The organism is Arthrobacter sp. P1_B9 (genome assembly GCF_056406495.1).
The window spans coordinates 201221-223119 of record NZ_JBFUAA010000005.1; the positions used below are offsets into that span (position 1 = coordinate 201221).

General features: G+C 68.1%; 20 protein-coding genes and 1 pseudogene. 12 read left to right on the plus strand and 9 right to left on the minus strand.

The features are described 5' to 3' along the window. Positions 1-25 precede the first annotated feature (25 nt). Both AC1D1A_RS09680 and AC1D1A_RS09685 read right to left on the minus strand, forming a co-directional pair. Entirely contained in the window at positions 26-1210 is a 1185-nt protein-coding gene (locus AC1D1A_RS09680; protein WP_476857830.1) for an MFS transporter, read from the minus strand. Between the two features lie 137 nt (positions 1211-1347). Continuing rightward, positions 1348-2559 (minus strand): ROK family transcriptional regulator, encoded by a 1212-nt coding sequence (locus AC1D1A_RS09685; RefSeq protein ID WP_476947627.1) that lies wholly within the window; start codon positions 2557-2559, stop codon positions 1348-1350. A gap of 255 nt (positions 2560-2814) precedes the next feature. On the opposite strand from AC1D1A_RS09685, the gene AC1D1A_RS09690 reads away from it, so the two are divergent. The 8 genes and pseudogenes from AC1D1A_RS09690 (at position 2815) to AC1D1A_RS09725 (ending at position 11213) form a co-directional block, all read left to right on the plus strand. Beyond that, positions 2815-3570 (plus strand): sugar phosphate isomerase/epimerase family protein, encoded by a 756-nt coding sequence (locus AC1D1A_RS09690; RefSeq protein ID WP_476947628.1) that lies wholly within the window; start codon positions 2815-2817, stop codon positions 3568-3570. Further along, on the plus strand, positions 3567-4709 hold the full coding sequence (locus AC1D1A_RS09695; RefSeq protein WP_476947629.1) for a Gfo/Idh/MocA family protein: 1143 nt from the start codon (positions 3567-3569) through the stop codon (positions 4707-4709). Before AC1D1A_RS09690 ends, AC1D1A_RS09695 begins: the two co-directional genes overlap by 4 nt. A 9-nt stretch (positions 4710-4718) precedes the next feature. Further along, positions 4719-5740 (plus strand): annotated as a pseudogene (locus AC1D1A_RS09700) (Gfo/Idh/MocA family protein). Between the two features lies 1 nt (position 5741). Next, a complete protein-coding gene (locus AC1D1A_RS09705) occupies positions 5742-6737 on the plus strand; it encodes a sugar phosphate isomerase/epimerase family protein (protein WP_476947630.1) in 996 nt (331 codons plus the stop codon). Between the two features lie 470 nt (positions 6738-7207). Continuing rightward, positions 7208-8311: a baeRF11 domain-containing protein gene (locus AC1D1A_RS09710; protein WP_476874092.1), complete on the plus strand. Its 1104-nt coding sequence runs from the start codon at positions 7208-7210 to the stop codon at positions 8309-8311. A gap of 66 nt (positions 8312-8377) precedes the next feature. Continuing rightward, positions 8378-8914, plus strand: coding sequence for an N-acetyltransferase family protein (locus AC1D1A_RS09715; RefSeq protein WP_476850529.1), 537 nt, complete (start codon positions 8378-8380; stop codon positions 8912-8914). Between the two features lie 112 nt (positions 8915-9026). Beyond that, a complete protein-coding gene (locus AC1D1A_RS09720) occupies positions 9027-9761 on the plus strand; it encodes a DsbA family oxidoreductase (RefSeq protein WP_476947631.1) in 735 nt (244 codons plus the stop codon). A gap of 129 nt (positions 9762-9890) precedes the next feature. Continuing rightward, entirely contained in the window at positions 9891-11213 is a 1323-nt protein-coding gene (locus AC1D1A_RS09725) for a nicotinate phosphoribosyltransferase (protein ID WP_476947632.1), read from the plus strand. A gap of 51 nt (positions 11214-11264) precedes the next feature. On the opposite strand, the gene AC1D1A_RS09730 is transcribed toward AC1D1A_RS09725, so the two are convergent. Then, complete coding sequence (locus tag AC1D1A_RS09730) at positions 11265-11807, minus strand: ArsR/SmtB family transcription factor (protein ID WP_476871030.1); 543 nt, start codon at positions 11805-11807, stop codon at positions 11265-11267. Positions 11808-11881: 74 nt separating this feature from the next. On the opposite strand from AC1D1A_RS09730, the gene AC1D1A_RS09735 reads away from it, so the two are divergent. Next, positions 11882-13132, plus strand: coding sequence for an MFS transporter (locus tag AC1D1A_RS09735; RefSeq protein WP_476857675.1), 1251 nt, complete (start codon positions 11882-11884; stop codon positions 13130-13132). 58 nt (positions 13133-13190) lie between these two features. On the opposite strand, the gene AC1D1A_RS09740 is transcribed toward AC1D1A_RS09735, so the two are convergent. From AC1D1A_RS09740 to AC1D1A_RS09750, 3 genes are all read right to left on the minus strand, one after another. Continuing rightward, on the minus strand, positions 13191-14171 hold the full coding sequence (locus AC1D1A_RS09740) for an aldo/keto reductase (protein WP_476850524.1): 981 nt from the start codon (positions 14169-14171) through the stop codon (positions 13191-13193). 175 nt (positions 14172-14346) lie between these two features. Further along, entirely contained in the window at positions 14347-15210 is an 864-nt protein-coding gene (locus tag AC1D1A_RS09745; RefSeq protein ID WP_476871031.1) for an SDR family oxidoreductase, read from the minus strand. Further along, a complete protein-coding gene (locus tag AC1D1A_RS09750; protein ID WP_476857672.1) occupies positions 15203-16171 on the minus strand; it encodes a helix-turn-helix transcriptional regulator in 969 nt (322 codons plus the stop codon). Before AC1D1A_RS09750 ends, AC1D1A_RS09745 begins: the two co-directional genes overlap by 8 nt. 170 nt (positions 16172-16341) lie before the next feature. Between AC1D1A_RS09750 and AC1D1A_RS09755 the strand changes: the two genes are divergently transcribed. Beyond that, positions 16342-16980 (plus strand): TetR/AcrR family transcriptional regulator, encoded by a 639-nt coding sequence (locus AC1D1A_RS09755; RefSeq protein WP_476860048.1) that lies wholly within the window; start codon positions 16342-16344, stop codon positions 16978-16980. Positions 16981-17029: 49 nt separating this feature from the next. Here AC1D1A_RS09755 and AC1D1A_RS09760 read toward each other — a convergent pair whose 3' ends face one another. Next, positions 17030-17707 carry a LytR C-terminal domain-containing protein gene (locus AC1D1A_RS09760; RefSeq protein ID WP_476947633.1) on the minus strand — a complete coding sequence of 226 codons (678 nt, stop codon included), beginning with the start codon at positions 17705-17707 and terminating at the stop codon, positions 17030-17032. Further along, a complete protein-coding gene (locus tag AC1D1A_RS09765; RefSeq protein ID WP_026266597.1) occupies positions 17700-17999 on the minus strand; it encodes a type II toxin-antitoxin system VapB family antitoxin in 300 nt (99 codons plus the stop codon). The genes AC1D1A_RS09760 and AC1D1A_RS09765 overlap by 8 nt, the downstream gene beginning before the upstream one ends. Positions 18000-18194: 195 nt before the next feature. Between AC1D1A_RS09765 and AC1D1A_RS09770 the strand changes: the two genes are divergently transcribed. Further along, complete coding sequence (locus AC1D1A_RS09770) at positions 18195-19109, plus strand: Cof-type HAD-IIB family hydrolase (protein WP_476850520.1); 915 nt, start codon at positions 18195-18197, stop codon at positions 19107-19109. Positions 19110-19312: 203 nt separating this feature from the next. Next, complete coding sequence (locus AC1D1A_RS09775) at positions 19313-20851, plus strand: stealth family protein (protein WP_230007875.1); 1539 nt, start codon at positions 19313-19315, stop codon at positions 20849-20851. Between the two features lie 43 nt (positions 20852-20894). On the opposite strand, the gene AC1D1A_RS09780 is transcribed toward AC1D1A_RS09775, so the two are convergent. After that, positions 20895-21836, minus strand: coding sequence for a phosphodiesterase (locus tag AC1D1A_RS09780; RefSeq protein ID WP_476857671.1), 942 nt, complete (start codon positions 21834-21836; stop codon positions 20895-20897). Positions 21837-21899: the final 63 nt, after the last annotated feature.

The following is a 21899-nucleotide window of genomic DNA, read 5'->3' on the forward strand; positions in this document are numbered from 1 at the left end:
CATCACCCCGGCGCGCGACAGCGAATCAGTGGGGCTTCGGCACCCGCCGCAGTGACAGCGAGGTGCCCAGGATGAACGCGGCCACCGAGCCCAGGATCATCAGCAGCGGTCCGGTCCAGGCGCCGGTGGTCCCGTGGACGTAGCCCAGCAGGGTCGGCGCCACTGCCCCGAAGGAGTATCCCGTCCCCTGGACGACGGCGGACATCCGGGCCGCCGAGGTCTGGTCCCGCGCCAGCCGGATAATGGCCAGGAAGATCAGCGTGATGCCGCCGCCCTGGGCCACACCGCCGAAGGAACACCACAGCCACCACAGCTCCGGTGCGAGCAGCAGGCCCACGGGTACGGTGAGCCACAGCAGCCCCAGGGCGAGGCCCACCGCCGTCGTACTGGCGAACCGGGCCGCCAGCGGCACGCCCAGTCCGCCCACGATGGCCAGGATCTGGAAGAGCGAGGACCCTGCCCCGGCGGCTGCGGGCGCCATGCCGAGTTCGTCCGAGAGCAGGCTCGGCAGCCAGGCGGTCACTCCGTAGTAGGAGAACGCCTGCCCGGCGAACCCGAAGGTCAGCGCTGCCGTGGTCCACCGGGAGGTGAGCTTGCCGGGCCGCCGCGGGTCCGCCGCGGCGACGGCGGCCGGAGTGAAGGCCCGCCGGCCAACCGCGATCACCCACACGGCGGCGGCCGCCACCGCGAACAGGCCACTGGCGGCAATCGCGGGCCGCCAGCCCAGGAGTTCAGCCAGCGGCGCCGACACCATGGAGGTCAGGAACGAGCCGATGTTCAGTGCCGCGGTGTAGGTGCCCATCGCCGCGCCTTGCCGGGCGGGGGTGAAGTCACGGCGGATGATCAGCGGGACCACGATGTTGCCGATCGTAATGGCGACGCCGAGGATCACCGTGCCCAGCATGACCAGGGCACCCCCGCCGGCCGAGCGGACCACGACGCCGAAGAGCACCCCGAGCAGGGTCAGGGTGATGGCGAATTCGGGCCCCAGCTTGCGCCCGGCCAGCGAGGCCAGGGGCGCGGCCAGGGCAAAGCACAGGACCGGGATGCCGGTCAGGAATCCCAATTCCACCGGGGTGAACCCGAGATCGTCCTCCAGTTGGGCGATCACCGGCGCCACCGCCACCAACGGGCCGCGCATGTTCAGCGCGATCAGCCCGATCGCGAGCATGAGGAGCCAGCCGCGCGGCGCCCGGGCCACGCTGCTCATGGGGCGGCCCGTAGCCCGGCGGCCGGGCAGAAATATGATTTCATCAGTCCCATTGCTATCACGGGCCCCGGCCGCGCCTTCGGAATGTGACGCTTTCCGGGACACCCCTGCCGGGCGCGCCGCTTTCCGGGACACCCCTAGCCCGTGGCCTGCAGGGTCGCCTCAATGACCGCGGGTGAGAGCACATGCTGCGTGACCATCTGGCTGGCGCCGAGGATCGCGGCCTGGTCACCGGCCCGGGACACGCCGATCCGCAGGTGCGCCGTGGCCAGCGGCAGCGAGCGCCGGTAGACCACCTCGCGGACGCCGGCCATCAGATGCTCCCCGGCCTGGCCGAGGCTTCCGCCGATCACAATCACCGAGGGGTTCAGCAGGTTCACGACCATGGAGAGGACGTCGCCGAGGTCCCTGCCGGCCTGCCGCAGCGCCTGGATGGCCTGCAGGTTCCCTTCGGCGACCAGGCGCAACACATCGCCGCCGTCGTACGCCGGCAGGCCCTGCCGCGTCAGCGCCTTGGCGACAGCGGGCCCGGACGCCAGGGCTTCGAGGCACCCGTAGTTCCCGCACCGGCACAGCACGTCATCGCCACGCGGAACCCGGACGTGTCCGAGGTCGCCGGCCGTCCCGTTGGCTCCGCGCTGGAGCTGGCCGCTGCTGATGATGCCCGCCCCGACGCCGGTGGCCACCTTGATGAACAGGAAGTTTTCGTCGTCAGGCCAGTGCGCCGTGCGCTCCCCCAGCGCCATGATGTTCACGTCGTTGTCCACCAGGACCGGCACCGGAAGGGACCGCTGGATGTGGCGGACGACGTCGAACCCGTCCCAGCCGGGCATGATTGGCGGCTTCACCGGCATGCCGGTGGCGTGTTCCACGGGCCCCGGGAGCCCGATGCCGGCGCCGGCCAGGTCCCCAATTCCCCGGCCGGCCCCGCCGAGCAGCTGCAGCCCTTCCTCGATCACCCGGTCCAGGACAACCACCGGGCCGTCGGCGACATCCTGCGCCAGCCGGCGCTCCGCGAGCACCGTCCCGCCGAGGTCCGTGACGGCGATGATCACGTGGGTGGCCCCGACATCCACCGCCAGGACGACGCGGGCCGCCGGGTTGAAGGCAAAGCGCGACGGCGGGCGGCCGCCGCTGGAGCTCGCCTCCCCGGCGGGGCCGACGAGCCCGGAGACCATCAGCGCGTCGATGCGGGAAGCGACAGTGGACCGGGCGAGCCCGGTGGTCAGGGCCAGTTCCGCGCGGGTCCGGGCCCTGCCGTCGCGCAGGAGCTGGAAGAGGTCTCCGGCGCGGGACAGGCTGCCCCCGGCCTCGGGGGTTCCGGGCTCGGTGCCGGTGGGCGTACTCATGAGTAAGTGATAGCACGAAGATCTTCTGCATGTCACGCTTCACAAAGATTGACACGTAGTTTCCAACTTTTGCTTGACGCCCGGCAAAAGTCTCCCTAGTTTGGAGCCATCGTGTTCCTCCGCTCCAGACAAACCATCTCGCTGCCCGTGGGCGTGCAGTCCTTCTTCGCGCAGAATCAAACGGAATGGACGCCCCTTCCCGCCGTCAGGGCTGACCCTCACACCTTCGAAGCCGAACTCGTGCAAAGGAATCCCGTGTCTTATTCAATCCAGCTGTACACCCTCCGCAACGCCCTCCAGGAAGACTTGCCCGGCACCATCAAAAAGGTCGCCGAACTCGGTTTCACCCAGGTTGAGCCCTACAACTTCGTCGCCACGGCCGCCGAGCTCGGCGCTGCCCTGAAGGAGAACGGCCTGACCGCCCCGTCCGGCCACGCCCCGCTGCTGAGCCAGGACCAGGACGAAATCTTCGCCGCGGCCAAGGAGTTGGGCATCACCACGGTGATCGACCCCTACCTCCCGGCCGAGCACTGGCAGTCCGCCGAGGACATCCAGGCCACCGCAGCGAAGCTCAACGCCGCCGCCAAGAAGGGCGCCGGGTACGGCATCCGCGTCGGCTACCACAACCACGCCTGGGAGCTGGAGTCCAGCATCGAGGGCCAGACCGCCCTGGAGTACTTCGAGGGACTCCTGGACCCGGAACTCGTCCTGGAAGTGGACACCTACTGGGCCGCCGTCGGCGGCCAGGACCCGGTGCAACTGCTGCAGCGCCTCGGCGACAGGGTCAGATTCATCCACATCAAGGACGGCCCCGTCTCCACGGACACCAAGGCGCAGCAGCCGGCCGGGCAGGGCAAGATCGCCGTGCGGGACGTCATCGCCGCGGCGCAGTCCCTCGAAGTCGGCGTCGTGGAATTCGACGACTACTCCGGCGACATCTTCGACGGCATCGCCCAGAGCCTGGGCTACCTGCAAAGCGGTTCCGCCGGCGCGCAGGGCGTGAACGCATGAGCGCCGCACCGAACCGTGTAGCAGCGAACCGTGCCGCCGGCCGCGGCCCCGTGGGCGTCGCCGTCATCGGCGCCGGCAACATCAGCAAGCAGTACCTGGACAACCTGACCGTCTTCCCCGACCTTAAGGTCCACGTGATCGCCGACCTCTTCGAGGAGGCGGCCGGGGCGCGGGCCAAGGAATACGGCATCCCGGAGTGGGGCGGGGTGGACGCCGCCCTGAACCACCCCGACGTCGAAATCATCGTCAACCTGACCATCCCGGCCGCGCACGTGGAAGTGGCCACGGCCGCCGTCGATGCCGGCAAACACGTCTGGACGGAAAAGCCGTTCTCGCTGGACCGCGATTCCGGCCTGGGCCTGCTGAAAACGGCCGACGCCGCGGGGCTGCGGCTGGGCTGCGCCCCGGATACGTTCCTGGGCGCCGGGCTGCAGACTGCCCGGCGGCTGATCGAACGTGGCGACATCGGCACCCCGCTGACGGCCATGACCACGTTCCAGACGCCCGGGCCGGAATCGTGGCACCCCAACCCCGCGTTCCTCTTCCAGCACGGCGCCGGGCCGCTGTTCGACATGGGCCCGTACTACCTCACGGCCCTGGTGCAGACGTTCGGCTCCGTGCGCCGTGTGGCCGCGACCGGTTCCAAGGCAAAGGAGGTCCGGGTCATCGGTTCCGGGCCCAAGGCCGGCGAGGAATTCACGGTCGAGGTCCCCACCCACGTCTCCGCCATGGCCCAGTTCGAGTCCGGCGCGTCCTCCCACAGCGTGTTCAGCTTCGAGTCCCCGCGGCTGCGGATGGGCTTCGTGGAGATCACCGGGACCGAGGCCACCATCTCGCTGCCCGATCCAAACTACTTCGACGGCGACATCAGGCTCTGGCGCGCCGGCGACGAGGAATGGACCGCTATTCCGGCCACCGGCCCCAGCCAGGGCCGCGGCATGGGCGTGCTGGACATGGCACGCTCCATCCGCGCCGGCGTTCCGCACCGCGCCACCGGCAACCTCGCCTACCACGTCCTGGACACCATGGTCTCGATCTCCGAGTCGGTCGATTCCGGCACGTTCATCGATGTGGAAAGCTCCGCGCCCACCTCCGCAGCCCTCCCCGAGGACTGGGACCCCACCGCTTCCACACTCTAGGGACCAGCAATGAATTCCCACGAAACCACCCCCGGCCCCGCCGCCGGTTCACGTTTGGGTGTGGCCATGATCGGGTACGCGTTCATGGGCAAGGCCCACTCGAACGCCTGGCGGAATGTTGCCAGCTACTTCGACGTCCCGGCGTTCGAACGGCGCGTCCTGGTCGAAAACCGCTGGCCAACACCCTCGCCGAGGCCGAGGCCATGGCGGAGGCGGCCCGGACCGCGCGGGGGCAAGGCGTGCAGTCCATGATCGGCTTCAACTACCGCCGGGTCCCGGCCCAGGCGCTGGCCCGGGAGCTGATCGCGGAGGGCCGGCTCGGCGCCGTCCGGCACGTCCGCGCCGCCTACCTGCAGGACTGGCTCGTGGACCCGGATGCGCCCATGACGTGGCGGCTGAACAAGGACACCGCCGGGTCCGGGGCGCTGGGCGACATTGCCGGCCACGCGATCGACCAGGTGCTGTTCCTCCTGGGCGAGCCGGTCACCGAGGTCTCCGGCCGGCTGCACACTTTCACGCCGCGACGCCCGGGCGCTGCCGGGCTGGAGGAGGTGACGGTCGACGACGCCGCCTGGGCCACGCTGACCCTCGCCTCCGGGGCCATCGCCTCGGTGGAGGTCTCCCGGGTGGCCGCCGGGCGGAAGAACTCGCTCACGCTGGAGATCTATGGCGACAAGGGAGCCCTGCTCTTCGATCTGGAGGACAGGAACGAGCTCGGCTTCCTGGACGCCACACTGCCGGTCCGCGAACAGGGCTTCCGCCGGATCCTCGTCAACGAACCCGAGCACCCGTACCTTGAAGCATGGTGGCCGCAGGGCCACGTGATCGGCTGGGAACACACGTTCACGCACGAGATCCGCGACTTCCTCACCGCGGTGGGCAACGGAACCCAGCCGTCGCCGTCGTTCGAGGACGGCCTGAGCGTCCAGCGGATCCTCGCCGCCGTGGAGGAAAGCACCGCGGCCAAAAGTTCACTCATCCAGCTCACCCCGTCCGCACGGACCACCCAAACGATTACCGAAGGAACCTGACATGCCCCGCCCGTACACCCTGTTCACCGGCCAGTGGGCCGACCTGCCCTTCGAGGAAGTCGCCCGCCTGGCCTCCGGCTGGGGCTACGACGGCGTGGAAATCGCCGTCTCCGGCGACCACCTGGACGCCTGGCGCTGGGACGAACCCGGCTACGTCGAGTCCAAGCTGGCCGTGCTGGAGAAGTACAACCTCAAGGTCTGGGCCATCTCCAACCACCTCAAGGGCCAGGCGGTGTGCGATGACCCAATCGACTTCCGGCACGAGGCGATCGTCGGGGCCAGGGTCTGGGGCGACGGCGAGCCAGAAGGCGTCCGCCAACGCGCTGCCGAGGAAATGAAACACACCGCCCGGCTCGCCAAAGCCCTCGGCGTCGACACCGTGGTCGGGTTCACCGGATCCTCCATCTGGCAGTACGTCGCGATGTTCCCGCCCGTGCCGGAGAAGGTCATCGAGGCCGGCTACCAGGACTTCGCCGACCGCTGGAACCCCATCCTGGACGTCTTCGACGAAAACGGTGTCCGCTTCGCGCACGAGGTCCACCCCTCCGAGATCGCCTACGACTACTGGACCACCGTCCGGACCCTCGAGGCGATCGGGCACCGCGAGGCCTTCGGCCTGAACTGGGACCCCTCCCACTTCATGTGGCAGGGCATCGACCCCGTCTCCTTCATCTGGGACTTCAAGGACCGGATCTACCACGTGGACTGCAAGGACACGAAGCTGCGCCCCACCGGCCGCAACACCGTGCTGGGCTCGCACCTGCCCTGGGGCGACCCGCGCCGTGGCTGGGACTTCGTCTCCGCCGGCCGCGGCGACGTGCCCTGGGAATCGTCCTTCCGCGCCCTGGCCGCGATCGGCTACGACGGCCCCATCTCGATCGAATGGGAAGACGCGGGCATGGACCGGCTCCACGGCGCCCCGGAGGCCCTCGCCGCGCTGAAGAAGTTCGACTTTCCGGCCTCGAACACCTCCTTCGACGCCGCCTTCAAGCAGTAGCGGGGCGCCGCAGGGTCCGGATCCGCTACGTTTCCGGACAGACGCGGCGAAACCGGTCCGGCGCACCGCGGATCCGCGCTGCGCCGGACCGATTCCGTGGCCCTGGTCCGATTCCGTAGCGAAACTCATCCGTCCACAGCTGTCATCGCCTGGAGCCTCGAGTGCCGGAACTCCCGGAAAACACCATCGCACCGCGGGAACTTCAGCACGGGCAGCGCTGCGAGGTCTGGATCGCGTCCGTCACCGGTGAGCGCGAGCTGGCGTTCCCCGCCGGGGACGTGCTCCTTGAGGCGCCGAACACCTCCCGAGTGCAAGTTCCGCCGACTGTTGACATGGGACTCCGAGCGGTCCGATGCTGAGCTGATCCGGTATTGCTTACCCCTCGGTGCGGCTTTGCGCATCGAGCAGGTGCAGGAACATTCCCCCTCCTCGTGCGACCCAGCCGAGAGATAGCAAAAAGGAGCACCCCCATGCACATCGATATGCCGACCCGGGACGACGTGGAACGGCTGGCCGCCGCGCGCGATCCACACAGCGTCACCGTGTATCTTTCGACGAGCAGCGTCCCTGCCCATTCGGAGGACAATCAGTCCAGAGCCCGGTCCTTGTTCAGTTCCGCCGTCGCACAGCTCCGCGAAGCGGGAAGCAACGACGCGGTCGTCGCGATAGAAACGTTTCTCGACGAGCTGCTGGGATCCCCGGAATTCTGGTTTGAGATGGGGCGGAGCCTGGCCATCTTCGTGACGCCGACTTCGATTCTCGAGTTCCGTTTGCCCAACGATCTCGAAGACCACGTAAGCGTGGCCGATCGTTTCGCCATCACACCGCTGCTCCGTGCCCTCACCTTCCCCAACGCGGCGCTCGTGCTCGCCATCTCCCAGAACGGGGCACGGCTCATCGAGGTCACGGCGGACCGACCGGCCGAAGAGATCACGGTACCGGGCATGCCACAGGGTGCAGCCAGTGCCGTCGGGCTCGAATCGATCGGCGGCCGCTCCCACTTCGGGCGGCTGCATGGCGACGAGGGACGAAAGGTACGGCTAGCCCAGTACGCCCGTTCCGTCGACCACGTACTTCGTCCATTGTTGAACGGGCAGTCCCTGCCGCTGGTGATCGCTGCGACGGAGCCGCTCGCGAGCATCTACCGCAACCTCGCAGGATACGCCCACCTCGCGTCCGAGGGCATCGAGGGGAACCCCGATGAACTGACCCCTGCCCAATTGGCGGAAGCGGCGCGTGGCGTACTTGACCGGATCTATGCGGCCGACCTTGTTGCCCTGCAAACGACGTTTGAAGAGCGTCGCCCCAGCGGCCGCGGCACCGCCGACCTCAGCGACTTGGCGCGGGCCGCCGCCTTCGGCGCCATTGCGACGCTTGCTGTGGACATGGATGCCAGTGTCAAAGGTGCTGTCGGAGACGACGGCGCGCTCACCCTTGACGGTGACACCGGACAGGACGTGGTCGAGGAAATCGCCCGTCGGGCCCTCGGCTCGGGCGCCCGGGTCTTCGCCGTGCGCCGATCCGACATGCCGGAAAATGTGGAGGCCGTCGGGATCCTCCGCTACGCCATCTGATATGTAGCCCCCAACCACACCAGTTCTTATTGATGCCCGGGCCCCGCCGCGGGCTAGGGTTTAGCCATGACGCACCGGATCCGGACAGCAACCGCGGACGACGCCGGGAAGCTGGCCGCACTCGCGGCCGTCACCTTCCCGCTCGCGTGCCCGCCGGAGTCCCGGCCGGAGGACATCGCGGCCCACCTCGCCAATACCCTGAGCGAGGCCAATTTCCGGGCCTATCTGGCAGATCCGGAGGTCACGGTGCTGGTGATCGACGCCGACGGTGACCTCCGCGGTTACAGCCTGCTGGTGGCCGGCCCTACCCGGGATCCGGACGTAGCCGCGGTCCTGAGCGAATTGCCGTGCACCGAGCTCAGCAAGTGCTACGTCCATCCCGAGCACCACGGACTCGGCGCCTCGGCCGAACTGATGCACGCCAGCATCGGCGCGGCTGCGGAAGCCGGCGCCCGCGGGCTCTGGCTCGGCGTGAACAGCCAAAACGCCCGCGCCATCCGGTTCTACGAAAAGTCCGGCTTCCGCAAGGTCGGCACCAAGTCCTTCCAGCTCGGCAACACCGTGGAGCACGACTTCGTGATGGAGCGCCCAGTCGCGCCGTGAGGCCGCGGGCGCCGGCCGGCCCTCAGCCGGGGAGGACCCTTAGCCGTGGGGCCGTGACGAAGCCGACAGGCCGCCGGGGAATGGACCCGGCGGCGGCGCGGTTGTTGCGGGCATGAAGATTGAGATCTGGTCCGACGTCGCCTGCCCCTGGTGCTACATCGGCAAACGCCGTTTCGAAACCGCCCTCGCGGCCTTCCCACACCGCGATTCCGTGGAGGTGCAGTGGCGCAGCTACCAGCTGGACCCCACGCTCCCGGAGCACTACGACGGCACCGAACTGGACTACCTGAGCACGCGCAAGGGCATGGCGCCGGCGCAGGTATCGCAGATGTTCGAGCACGTCGCGGCCCAGGCCAAGGGCGAGGGGCTGAACTACCGGTTCGACGCCGTCGTGGTCGCCAACAGCTTCACGGCCCACCGGCTGATCCACCTCGCCGCCGCCCACGGCCGGCAGGACGTCGCGAAGGAACGCCTGCTCAGCGACCACTTCGAGCATGGCAAGGACATCGTCAGCCAGGACTACCTGACCGCCCTGGGCCTGGACCTCGGACTCGACGCGGGCGAACTGGCGGAACTGTTCAGCACCGAGGCCTACGCCGACGCCGTCCGCAACGACATCGCCGAGGCCCGCGCCCTGGGCATCAGCGGCGTCCCGTTCTTCGTGATCGACCGGAAGTTCGGACTCTCCGGTGCCCAACCCGCCGAAACCTTCACCGCCGCCCTCGAGCAGGCGTGGCAGGACAGCCACCCGCTGGTCATGGTGGGCGCCGGCGCGGAGGCTGCGGACGCCACCACCGATTCCCCCGCGGAATCCGGCGCCTGCGGCCCGGACGGCTGCCCCGTCTGAGCCCGGCATCGTCGAAGTCGCCGGAAACTCCCGGACTCGCCGGAAGTTTCCGGCGACTGGGGGCGTTTCCAGCGAACTCCCGGCACGGGTGGCACCTGCGGCTTCGGGCGGCCCGGCCTAGAGTGGATCATGGACACTTCGGCCGGACCGGACGGACCCCGGACCTCCCTGTTTACCGACCACTATGAGCTGACCATGTTCCAGGCGGCCCTCCACTCCGGGGCCGCGCACCGCCGGTCCGTCTTCCAGGCCTTCGCCAGGGGACTGCCGTCCGGGCGCCGGTACGGGATCGTGGCCGGCACCGGCCGGCTCCTCGAGGGAATCGCGAACTTCCGCTTCAACGAGGACGACGTCGATTTCCTGGCCGCCACCGGAGTGGTCCATGAGGACACCCTGGAGCATCTGGCCGCCTTCCGGTTCTCCGGCGACATCTGGGGCTATCCGGAAGGTGAAGCCTACTTCCCGCACTCCCCCGTCCTGATCGTCGAATCGACGTTCGCCGAGGCCTGCGTCCTGGAGACCTACGTCCTGTCGGTGCTGAACCATGACAGCGCCATCGCCTCGGCCGCATCCCGGATGACCAGCGCCGCCGGCGGCAGGCCCTGCATTGAGATGGGCTCCCGCCGCACCCACGAGGAAGCGGCCGCCGCGGCGGCCCGCGCGGCTGTCATCGCGGGCTTTTCCGGCACCTCCAACCTGGCCGCCGGGCGGCGTTACGGCCTGCGGACCATCGGCACCGCGGCCCACTCCTTCACCCTGCTCCACGACTCCGAGCGCGACGCTTTCGCGGCGCAGCTTGCCTCGCTCGGGTCCGGCACCACGCTGCTCGTGGACACGTACGACGTCGAACTGGCGGTCCGTACCGCCGTCGACCTCGCCGGAGACAAACTTGGGGCCATCCGGCTGGACTCCGGAGACCTCGTGGCCCAGACACGGTGGGTCCGGGAACTCCTGGACAGCCTCGGCAACGTGCACACCAGGATCGTGGTGACCTCGGACCTGGACGAATTCGCCGTCGCCGCGCTCCGCTCCGCCCCGGCCGATTCCTATGGCATCGGCACGTCCCTGGTGACCGGATCCGGGGCGCCAACGGCCGGGATGGTCTACAAGCTGGTGAGCCGGGCCGGTGACTCCGGTGAGCTGGCTGCCGTGGCGAAGACCTCGAAGGACAAGATCAACATGGGCGGGCGCAAGTTCGCCGTGCGCCGCCTCGACGACCGCGGCACCGCCACCCACGAGGTCCTCGGCGTGGACCACCCGCCGGCCGCCGGAAGAAACGGACGCCCCCTCCTGCAGCAGTTCATGAAAGACGGCGAAATCCTGCCCGGCTGGACCGGCCCGGACGGGGTGGGGCGGGCGCGGGACCGGCACACGGCCTCCATGGCGGAGCTGCCCCGGGTGGTGGACAGGCTGCAGCCCGGCGAGCCGGCCATCCCCACCATCTACGAATAGAGCCCGCCAAGGCGGCGCAAGACCCAAATCCCGTTCCGGGAGGACGGCGACCTAGTCTGACGTCCGGTGCAGGACAAAGATGCCGCCGTAGGCGGGCTGGTCCAAGCGCTGCCGGTCACTGTCGGTGTATTCGCTCAGCACAGCGTGGATGCGCGTGGTGAGGTCCTCAGCATCTTCCTCGGAGAGGTGCAGAACGAAGCGTGAGAGGCTGGCGAGCGCGGCCGGTCCTGCTTCCGTCAGCTCTTCCCGGAACGCCTCGAGCGGGGCCAGCGGACCGGCGGGACCGGCTTCACTCAGTGCGGTGTCCAGCTTCCAGGACCGCCCCGTGGAACGATACGGCTTCTCCAGCGCGCCACTCTCGCCCGTGCGGACCCCGGCGGGTTCAAGGAACCCCGTTGAGAGCAACTGCCGCACGTGATAAAGCACCGTTCCCGGGTCCTGGCCCAGCCGGTCGGCGAGTTGTTTGTTGGTCAGTTCGTGGAGCCCGCACAGGCGCAGGATCCTCAGGCGCAGCGGATGGGCCAACGCCTTAATTTCCCGGGCGCTCGCGACGGGTCTTTTTTGGTCCGCGCTCGACTGCTCTGCGTCCGTCATGTCCCAATCCTACAATTCGATGTACTGGATTCAATCACCTTGAATTTTCTCAATCACTGTGGAATGGTCCACCTATGACTAGTCACGCCGCGCAGGTGAAGGAACGGCATCGTGCGCCGCTGGGTGCGTCCTACTGGAAGCTGTGGACCTCGTCCGGACTCTCGAACCTCGCGGACGGCGTCTTCAAGATCGCGCTGCCGCTGCTGGCCATTCAGTTCACCCAGTCACCCACGCTGGTTGCCGGACTGAGCGTCGCAGCGACGCTTCCCTGGCTCCTCTTCGCCCTCACTGCCGGCGCGCTGGCCGACCGGCTGGACCGGCGCAAGCTCATGTTGTGGGCCAACCTCAGCCGGGCGGTGCTGCCGGCCCTGCTGGCCGCCGTCGTGTTGCTGGATGCGGGCTCCGTCTGGGCTCTGTACGTTGTCGCACTGATGGTGGGTGTGGCTGAGACGCTCTACGACACCTCCGCGCAGTCGATCATGCCCCAGCTGGTGCACAGGGATCAGCTCTCGCGCGCCAACGGCCGGCTCTACGCCGTCGAGCTCACCACCAACCAGTTCATTGGTCCCCCGCTGGGCGGGCTGCTGGTGGCCATGGGCCTGGTTGCGGGCGTTGCCGTGCCGGCGGCTCTGTGGCTTGCGGCCGTCGGCGGCCTGCTCCTGGTCCCGGGGGCATTTCGCACAGAACGTGAGCAGAAGACGACACTGCGATTCGACATTGCTGAGGGGCTGCGGTTCCTCTGGAACCAGAAGATCCTGCGCACACTCGCGGTGATGACTGGGGTGTTCAACTTCGCATCCAGCGCGGCCTTCGCGGTCTTAGTGCTGTTTGCCGTGGGCCCGGCTTCACAGATGGGGCTGTCCGAAGTGGGGTTCGGCCTGCTTTTGACCACCTCCGCTCTCGGCGCCTTCGTTGGCTCGTTCATGTCCGAGCGGGTGGAGGCCAGGCTCGGCCGGTCCACGTCCCTGATGCTGACGATCTTCGGGGCCGCGCTGTTCGTGGGTGCGCCCGCCCTGACCGACAACCCCTATGTTCTTGGCCCAATCTTCTTCGTGGGCGGCATGCTGATCGTGCTTTGGAACGTCATCACCGTATCCCTGCGCCAGCGCATTACTCCCAACCGCTTGCTGGGCAGAGTCAACAGCGCCTACCGCCTGCTGGCGTGGGGCACCATGCCGCTTGGTGCAGCAGCCGGCGGTCTGCTGGCCCAATGGCTGGGCCTGCAGGTCATGTTCGGCATCATGGGAGTGCTGACGCTCGCGCTGCTGGGGATGATGCCCGTCCTCACGAACAAGGCAATGGCCGCGGCCGACGTCGAATCCTAAGTTGCTGCCAGGGGCGCGGATCGGGCATCCGCGCCCCTTGTTTGGTGCCGGGTTCCTGTCAGCTGTCGATCGAGGCCATGTTGGCCTCGTCGTGGCGTTCCCCCGCGGCGGGCCGGAGCGAGTTCAGCCGATCCAGCTGGTCACGGGTGAGTTCGATGCCGTCGGCCGCGGTGTTTTCCTCGACCCGGGAGACCCTGCGGGTGCCGGGGATCGGGGCGATGTCGATCCCGCGGGTCAGCAGCCACGCGAGGGCGGTCTGCGCGGGGGTCGCGCCGATCTCGGCGCCGATGGCCTTCACCTCGTCGACGATCGCGAGGTTGCGGCGGAAGTTCTCACCCGTGAACCGGGGGTTGGTCTTGCGCCAGTCGTCGTCGGCGAAGTCCTCGACGGAGCGGATCTGGCCGGTCAGCAGCCCGTGTCCGAGCGGCGAATACGGAACGAACCCAATTCCGAGGTGGCGCAGCAGCGGCAGGATCTCCGCCTCCACGTCCCGGGTCCACAGCGAGTACTCCGTCTGCAGGGCCGAGACCGGCTGCACGGCGTGTGCCCGGCGGATGGTCTCCGGGGAGGCCTCGGACAGCCCGAAGTGCAGCACCTTGCCCTCGGTGATCAGGTCCGCAACCGCGCCGGCCGTCTCCTCGATCGGGGTGTTCCGGTCGATCCGGTGCTGGTAGTACAGGTCGATGTGGTCGGTGCCGAGGCGCTTGAGGGAGCCCTCGACGGCGGCCCTCACGTTCGCCGCGCTGCTGTCGACCACGCCGGGGCCGCCGCCGGAATGGGAGACCAGGCCGAACTTCGTTGCAATCCTGACCTGATCGCGGCGTCCCTTGACGGCTTGGCCGACGATCTCCTCGCTCAGGAACGGCCCGTAGATCTCCGCGGTGTCGATGTGGGTGACCCCGAGGTCAAGGGCGCGGTGGATCGTCCGGATCGACTCCGCGTTATCCAGGGCGCCCTCGCTGGTGTAGGTGCCGGCCATGGTCATGGCGCCGAGTCCGATGCGGGAGACTTCCAGGCTTCCGAGGCGTGCGTTCTTCATGGTGTATTTCCTTTGGGTGTGGTTTCCCGGCCTGGAATGTGGGCATGGCCCACAGCGTGGCGAGGGTTTTGGGGCGGCCGGTAGCCATTGGCGTCCGGCGGGTATGTCGAGACTAGGTGGACGACGGCGGGAGGCTCCCGACGTCATCCGTTTGCCTCGGTGTCAGGCGTCGGTGTCAGGCGTCGTCGTGGGCCAGGTTGCTGGAGAGCTCGCGGTGGGCGTCGGCCTGGACCTGGAGTTCCTTGGCCCGGGCCTCAAAGACTCCAACAGCGTCCGCTCCCGCGGCGAAGCGCAGCGGCGGTTCATCCAGCTCCGCCAGTTGAATGAGGGCGACGGCGAGCTTGGCCGGGTCCCCGCCCTGAAGGCCGTTCATGCCTTTCCACGCGGTGACTGTCTGCTCGGCCCGCTCGGAATAGTCCCCGATAGTGGATGCCGCGTAGCTGGTGGATTCCGGGGTGAGGAGCTCGGTGCGGAAGAATCCCGGCTCAACGATCATGGTGCGGATTCCGAACGGCGCGACTTCGGGGGCCAGGGATTCGGCCCAGCCCTCCACACCGAACTTCGAGGCGGCGTAAGCAGAAAGGAACTCCCCGCCGGCGATGCCGGCGGTGGAGGAGATCGTGACCAGCAGGCCCGAGCGCTGGGCCCGCAGGACGGGCAGGGCCGCGCGGGTGACGTTTATGGGTCCGAACATGGTGGTTTCGATTTGGGCCCGGAAGTCCTCCGGGGTGATTTCCTCGAAGAACCCGGCGTAGAAGTTGCCGGCATTGTTTACGAGCACGTCGATCCGGCCGAACCGGTCCACGGCGGCGGCGATGGCGGCGGTGGCGTCGGCGGGGTTGGTGACGTCGAGTTTTACGGCCAGCAGGTTCTCGTTCTCGCCGACGGCCTGGGCGACCTTGTCGGGGTTTCGGCCGGTGGCGACGACTGCGTGGCCGGCGGCCAGGGCGGCCTTGGCGATGTCAATGCCCATACCGCGGCCTGCCCCGGTGATGAACCAGACTTTCTGTCCGGTCTTGGCGTCGTTGTGCTCAGTCATGTTCTGTCTTTCCTGGGTTGGGTGTTCCGGGCCGCGCGTGGGAGCGCAGATCCGGGATGGAAGGGTCGCTGGTTGCGGTTTTCGCCGGGGGCGATGCCGCCCAGCTGGCAAGGAACGCCAGCGCGTTTTCGGATGCGGACCCCGGCTCTGCAGTGAAGGTGTACAGGGTTTGTCCCTCATCGCCGGGAAGGTCGAGCGTCTCGAACTGCAGCGACACGTCGCCGGCGACCGGATGGTGGAAGCGCTTGGTTCCCGTGGTGTGGATCCTTACGTCATGGCCGGCCCACAAGGCGGCGAAGTGCCCGCTGCGTGTGGTCAGCTCGCCGACCAGTTCGTTCAATGCGCGGTCATGGGGATTCCGTCCCGCTTCCGATCGGAGCATCGCCACCGTGGTGGCAGCGATTGCGGACCAATCGGGGTAGAAGTCCCCTGCCCCCGGATCGAGGAAGAGGTACCGGGCCTGGTTCGGCAGCTGGCCCGGAGCCTCCGGACCAGCGGCTGCTGTGGACTCGAACACCGGCCCGTACAGCGCGCGCCCCAAGGAGTTGGCGGCCAGCACGTCCGAGCGTCCGTTCTGCACCAGGGCGACCGCTCCGGTCATCCCGTCCAGCAAACGCAATACTCCGGGACGGACCCTCTGCTGCGGTGGACGGCGCGCCGGCCTCCGGGAGGACGGCGTGTTGGCCGTCCTGGCCAAGTCCATCAGATGTGTCCGCTCTGCCTCATCCAGCTGAAGGGCGGAGGCCACAGCGTCGAGGACCGAGTCCGAGACGCCGCGGATGCTGCCGCGTTCCAGCCGCGTGTAATAGTCCGTGCTTACCCCGGCCAGCTGTGCCACTTCCTCCCGACGCAGCCCCGGAACGCGGCGCAGTTCGCCATAGTTGGGGAGCCCGGCCTGATCCGGGGTGATCTTCGCCCGGCGCGAGATCAGGAAGTCTCGGATTTCGTCTTTTCTGTCCACATCCACCACGCTACGCAGCCCGGACGGGCGGTGGCAGTGTCTATCAGACACCCCCAGTTGAGGCGGTGGATACAGGTGTGGCCCCTCAGAACCGGTCGATGTTCGTAGCCCGGCCGTGTCACAGTCCGCCGCCCGGCTGCTTTGGTGACAGATCGCGCTAAAGTGTGCGTATGCCTAGGATTTCGGCCGCGAGCAACGCCGCCCAACGTGCCGAGACCCAGCGTCGCATCCTGACCGCATTCGGGGAACTCCTCTTCACCCACGGGCTCCCCGGCCTGACCATGACGGATGTCGCGCGCCATGCCCAGATCGGCCGGACCGCCGTCTACAACTACTACGCGGATATCGAAGAGCTCCTCATCGCCTACGCCCTGGATGAAACCGAGCGGTTCCTGCTCGATCTGCGCGAATCCCTCGATGCGCTGGAGAACCCGGTGGAGCGCCTGGCCGTCTACGTCCGCGCCCAGGTGGAGGACCTGAGCCGGCGCCACCTGCCGCCGGGCCCGGCCATGGCGGCGGTGCTCTCGCCGTCGTCGTTTGCCAAACTTGCCGACCACGTGGGTGAGCTCAGCGTGCTCCTGCGGGGCATCCTGCGCGACGGCATGGCCCAGGGGTACCTGCCCGAGTCGGACATTGCCCAGCTGGCCCAGCTCATCCACGGCACGCTCTCCTCAAGCGCTGCGCGGGGCGACGGGGCGGGCCAGGACGCCGGGGCCGAGGCACGGCTCGCCCGGACGGTGCGGTTTGTCCAGCTGGGGGCCGGGGCGAGGTTTGACGACGCCGGCCGGCCGGTCCGCACCATCCGCTAGGCCGCGGCGCCGGGAAGGCTGGAAGGCTGGAAGGCTGGCAGGCCGTGCCTTAGCCCGTGCCGGGCGTCGCCGTGGGTACGGCGGGCAGCGTGGCCTCATCCACGATGCGCCGGTTCTCGCGGGGGCAGCTGAGCTGGCCCGGCGTCTGGTCCACGAGTTCCGGCTTGGCCAGTTCCTTGAAGTCGCCGGTAATGATCACGTCCACGCTCGGGTCAGCGCGGCCGTCCTGGACATAGTCCGAGCCGGGCACGTGGCGCTGGACGCTGAAGGCGGCCGACTGGCCGGCGGCACCGGAGACCACCAGCGCCACGCCGCGGTAGCTCGACGTCGTGTTCCCCACGGCACCCACCAGGAACTTCCGGGCGACGAGCTGGTCGGCCACGCTCCGGGCCAGGCCCGGCCGGCTCGTGGAGTTGTAGATGTTGACGTGGACCTTCTCCGGCGGCGCGTAGTCGTAGGTGGCCACCGGGCACACCGACACTGCCGCCCTGCTCCGCTCCGCCCCGGGGATCTTGATCTGGCCGTTCATGATGGCGAGGGCCACCACGATCGCGGCCACGATCAGGCCGACAAGCATCACCAGCACAACGCCGTGCAGGATCCTGCGCCGCAGCCGGTGGGGGTTCTCTGCCGTATCGTCCTGCTCCACGAACGTGGCCCGCAGCTCGGAGCCACTGATGACGCGGTGCCCGTGCAGGACTCTGACGTCTGGCGGCTTCCTAGCCATTTATCACGAGGACCCGCGCGTGGATTGCGGTGCGCTGGTGCAGCGCGGTGCGGACTGCCCGGTGCAGGCCGTCTTCAAGGTAGAGGACGCCGCGGTATTCCACGACGTGCGGAAAGAGGTCGCCGAAAAACGTGGAGTCCTCGGCCAGCAGGGCTTCAAGGTCCAGTGTGCGCTTCGTGGTCACCAGCTCATCAAGCCGGACAGGACGCGGGGGCAGGGCCGCCCAGTCCTTGGGCGTGGTGTAACCATGGTCGGGGTACGGGCGTCCCTCGCCCACAGCTTTGAATATCACCATGCCAGCCTAGGGAACTTGGACGCCCGAAGGAACGAATGTCCCCCGGCGGCGTGAGGTTGTGGCCAAACGGTAACCATTTGTCACACGACGCATTGACACGACCAGCGCCTGCCGCCTGTCACATCCAGCGCCGGGCCGTCGATCTGCTGCGCGGTTCACCCAAACGTCCCGTGCGGCTGACAGAATGGCCGTATGACTTCACCCGAGACTGTCCCTGTTCCGTCGCCGTCGGCTCCCGTGCTGGCGCTGCTGCTCGACGTCGACGGTCCGGTCGCGAGCCCGGTCACCCGCGAGGTGCAGCCCGGCATCATCGCCGATCTGGTGGCCCTGGCCGCCGCCGGCGTGCCGGTCATCTTCAACACCGGCCGGTCGGACGCGTTCATCCGCGAGCAGGTCATGGAACCGATGATCGCCGCCGGGATGCCCGCCGGCACCCTCATCCACGCCATTTGCGAGAAGGGCGCCGTCTGGTTCAGCTACACCGCGGAGGGCCCCGGCCCGGTCCACGTGGACCACGAGCTCGCCATTCCGCAGGCCTTCGGCGATGACGTGCGCCGCCTGGTGGCCGAGGACTACTCCGCCCACATGTTCTACGACGAAACCAAGCGGGCCATGGTCTCCGTGGAGCAGCACATTGCCGTCCCCAACCCCGACTACCGGGCCGAGCAGGAACTCTTCGACGCCGACGCCATGGGCCTCATGGCCCGGCACGGGCTCGGCGTGGTGCGGCTGGACCACCACGTCCCCGATTCGGATGACCAGGTCGACTTCCGCGTCGATCCGACCATCATCTCCACCGATATCGAATCGGTCCGGCTGGGCAAGGACCTGGGCGCGAGCCGGGCCGTGGAGTTCCTGGCCGCGCAGGGGATCACGCCGCAGGCCTGGCGCACGGTGGGCGATTCCCGCACGGACTACGCCATGGCCGACTGGCTGCACCACAACGACCACGCCGTGAAGCACGTCGACGTCCGGCCCGCGGACGGCATCCCGGTCAAACCCTACGATGTCCTCACCGCCGCCGATCTGGGGCTCGGCGAAGACGTGATCCACGACGACGCCGGTGCCGCCTTCCTGCACCACTGGCTGGCCGTCGTCACCGGCTGAGGCCCCGCTCCGCCGTTACGCTTCACCGTTTACGGTCCGTCACATTTCGTCCTCACGCACGCCGCGCGGCGGCCGGTTTTCCGCGGCAATTTTGAGGCCCGCGTTATCATGCAAGTAGACACCAACGCACTCAAAGAAGCGGGAGCTCAGACATTACCGAAGCAGCGATCCAAGACGAGATTTACTATGGCAGCCAGGCATCTGTGGACGCCCACGCCGAGGTCACGTCGGCGGCCGCAGTCGCCAGATTCCGGACCCGCTCCGATGTTGTCCGCCACCGCGGCCGCTATGCGCTGATCAACGAAAACCGCACGCCGTACCAGGCCATGGTCGAGGACCTGATGTTCCTGCGTTCGGTCCTGGCCGGCGCCGGTATCGGCTACCTGCTGGTCCGCGGCAACAACCACCGCCCTGTGGTCGCCGTCGACTGGAAAGACCGCAAGGAACTCCGCGACGCCCTCGTGGAGGCGTGCCGCGATGAGCCGATGTATTCCATGAGCGTGGATGCAAAGAAGAAGTCGTCCGTGCTGGTGGCCGACGGCGAGCTGTCGCCGAACCGCCAGGCCCGGATCTTCCGGCTTTACCGGCCCAGGGTCGAGCCCGAAGGCGGTTTTGAATTCGGGGCTTCCGCCGGCGTCCAGCTGGAGCTGTGGAGCTTCGAAGGCGATCAGCTGATCCTGCCGATCGAGAACTCCCTGACGCGCCGCACCATGCTGGCCCAGGATGCCGTGCGCGGCACGGTGGAACGCTACGGGCACACGTGGCCCACCATCGAGAACATGTTCGCGGACCACGCCAGCGACATCAGCTTCGACGTCGACCTGGTCTTCTCATGGGTTGACGGCAGCTCCCCCGAGTACATCGCGGCCCGCCGCGCCCGCATGGCCGGCGTGGTGGTGGGCGAGGGCGATGACCACGAGGCCCGCTTCCGCCAGATCGATGAGCTCAAATACGCCCTGCGCTCGGTGTACATGTTTGCGCCGTGGATCCGCCGGATCTTCATCGCCACGGACTCCCCCGCGCCGTCATGGCTGGCCGACCACCCGAGTGTGACGATCGTCCGGAGCGAAGAGTTCTTCGCCGACACCTCGGTTCTGCCCACGCACAATTCGCAGGCCGTGGAGTGTCAGCTGCACCACATCGAGGGGCTCTCCGAGCACTTCCTGTATTCGAACGACGACATGTTCTTCGGCCGCGCCGTGGGCCCGGACATGTTCTTCACCCCGGGCGGCATCACGAAGTTCATCGAGGCCGAAACCCGGATCGGCCTGGGCGACAACGACGCCGAACGCAGCGGCTTTGAGAATGCCGCCCGGGTGAACCGCAAGCTGCTCTGGAACCGCTTCGGCCGCATCACCACCAGGCATCTGGAGCACACGGCGGCCCCGCTGCGGCGCAGCGTGGTCGAGCAGATGGAGCAGGAGTTCCCGGCCGAGTTTGCCAAGACCGCCGCGAGCACCTTCCGGGCAGCGGACAACATCTCCGTGACCAACTCGTTCTACCACTACTACGCGCTGCTCACGGGCCGGGCCGTGACCCAGACAGCTGCCAAGGTGAGGTATGTGGACACCACGGCGCGGGCCGGCCTGAACTACCTGCCCAAGCTCCTGGCCAAGCGGAACATGGACTTCTTCTGCCTCAATGACGGCAGCTTCCCCGAGGTCCCGGCGGAAGAGCGGGCCGAACTGGTCACGGACTTCCTGGAGAAGTACTACCCCATCAAGGCGCCCTGGGAGAAGTAACGGAACGTGACCAAAACGGGCGCCGCGTCGGCCGGGGAGTGAATCAGTTCAACGTGGTGTACCTGCGGTGCGCCGGCGTCCGGGACGGGGCCTCGAGCCTGGCCTTCCCAGGGATATGGATCCCTGCGGCCGTGAGCCGGCGCTGGACTTCCTCCGGAGAGACCAGCTCCCCCACCGCCGGGGTGTCGCCGAGCAGCACCACGGAGTGCACGATCGTGTGTTCGTAGACGTGGACCAGGTTGAACGCCTGCCCGCCGTCGCGGCCCCGGGTGCCGCCGACCGGGACGTTCAGATCCTGCGTGTAGCAGGTCGCTGAAGCCACGGACACAGGGATGCCCGCGAACGTTGCGGTGGTCGAGTAGTGCAGGTGGCCGCCCAGGATGGCGCGGACATCGGAGTTGCGCAGGACGCCGGCGAGCGCCGGCTGGCCCCGGAGCTCCACGAGCACGGCAAGGTCCAGCACGGACGGTACCGGCGGGTGGTGCAGGGCAAGGATGGTCCCGTCCGGGGCCGGGGTGGCCAGTTCAGATGCGAGCCAGTCCAGCTGGTCGTGGCTCAATTCACCATGGTGGAAGCCGGGCACGGAGGTGTCCAGGGTGATGATGCGCAGCCCGTTGACGAAGTAGCTGTGGTCCACGGGCGCGTCATTGTCGGCCTGGTCCAGGAGCCCGGCCCGGAAATTCGCCCGGTCGTCGTGGTTGCCCATCGCCCAGATGACCTTGGCCCCCAGGGCCTCGCACGCCGGATCCACGATGGCGCGGAGCTTGGCATACGCCTCGGGTTCGCCCAGGTCAGCCAGGTCGCCCGTGAAGATTACGGCTTCGGGGCGGGCCCCGGAGGCGTGGACCTCCTCGAAGAGTTGCCTGAGCAGGGCTTCGCTGTCCACGACGCCGTGCAAGGGTTGCGGACCCCCCAGCAGGTGGGGGTCGCTCAGGTGAAGTAGGAAATGACGTGGCCGGGGGTGTTCGGCCTCGATGCGCTCCATTGCTGCCTTCTTGGTTGGGTGGAAGCGGTGCTTCCAGGGTCCCTCTCAGTAAGAACTATCCAA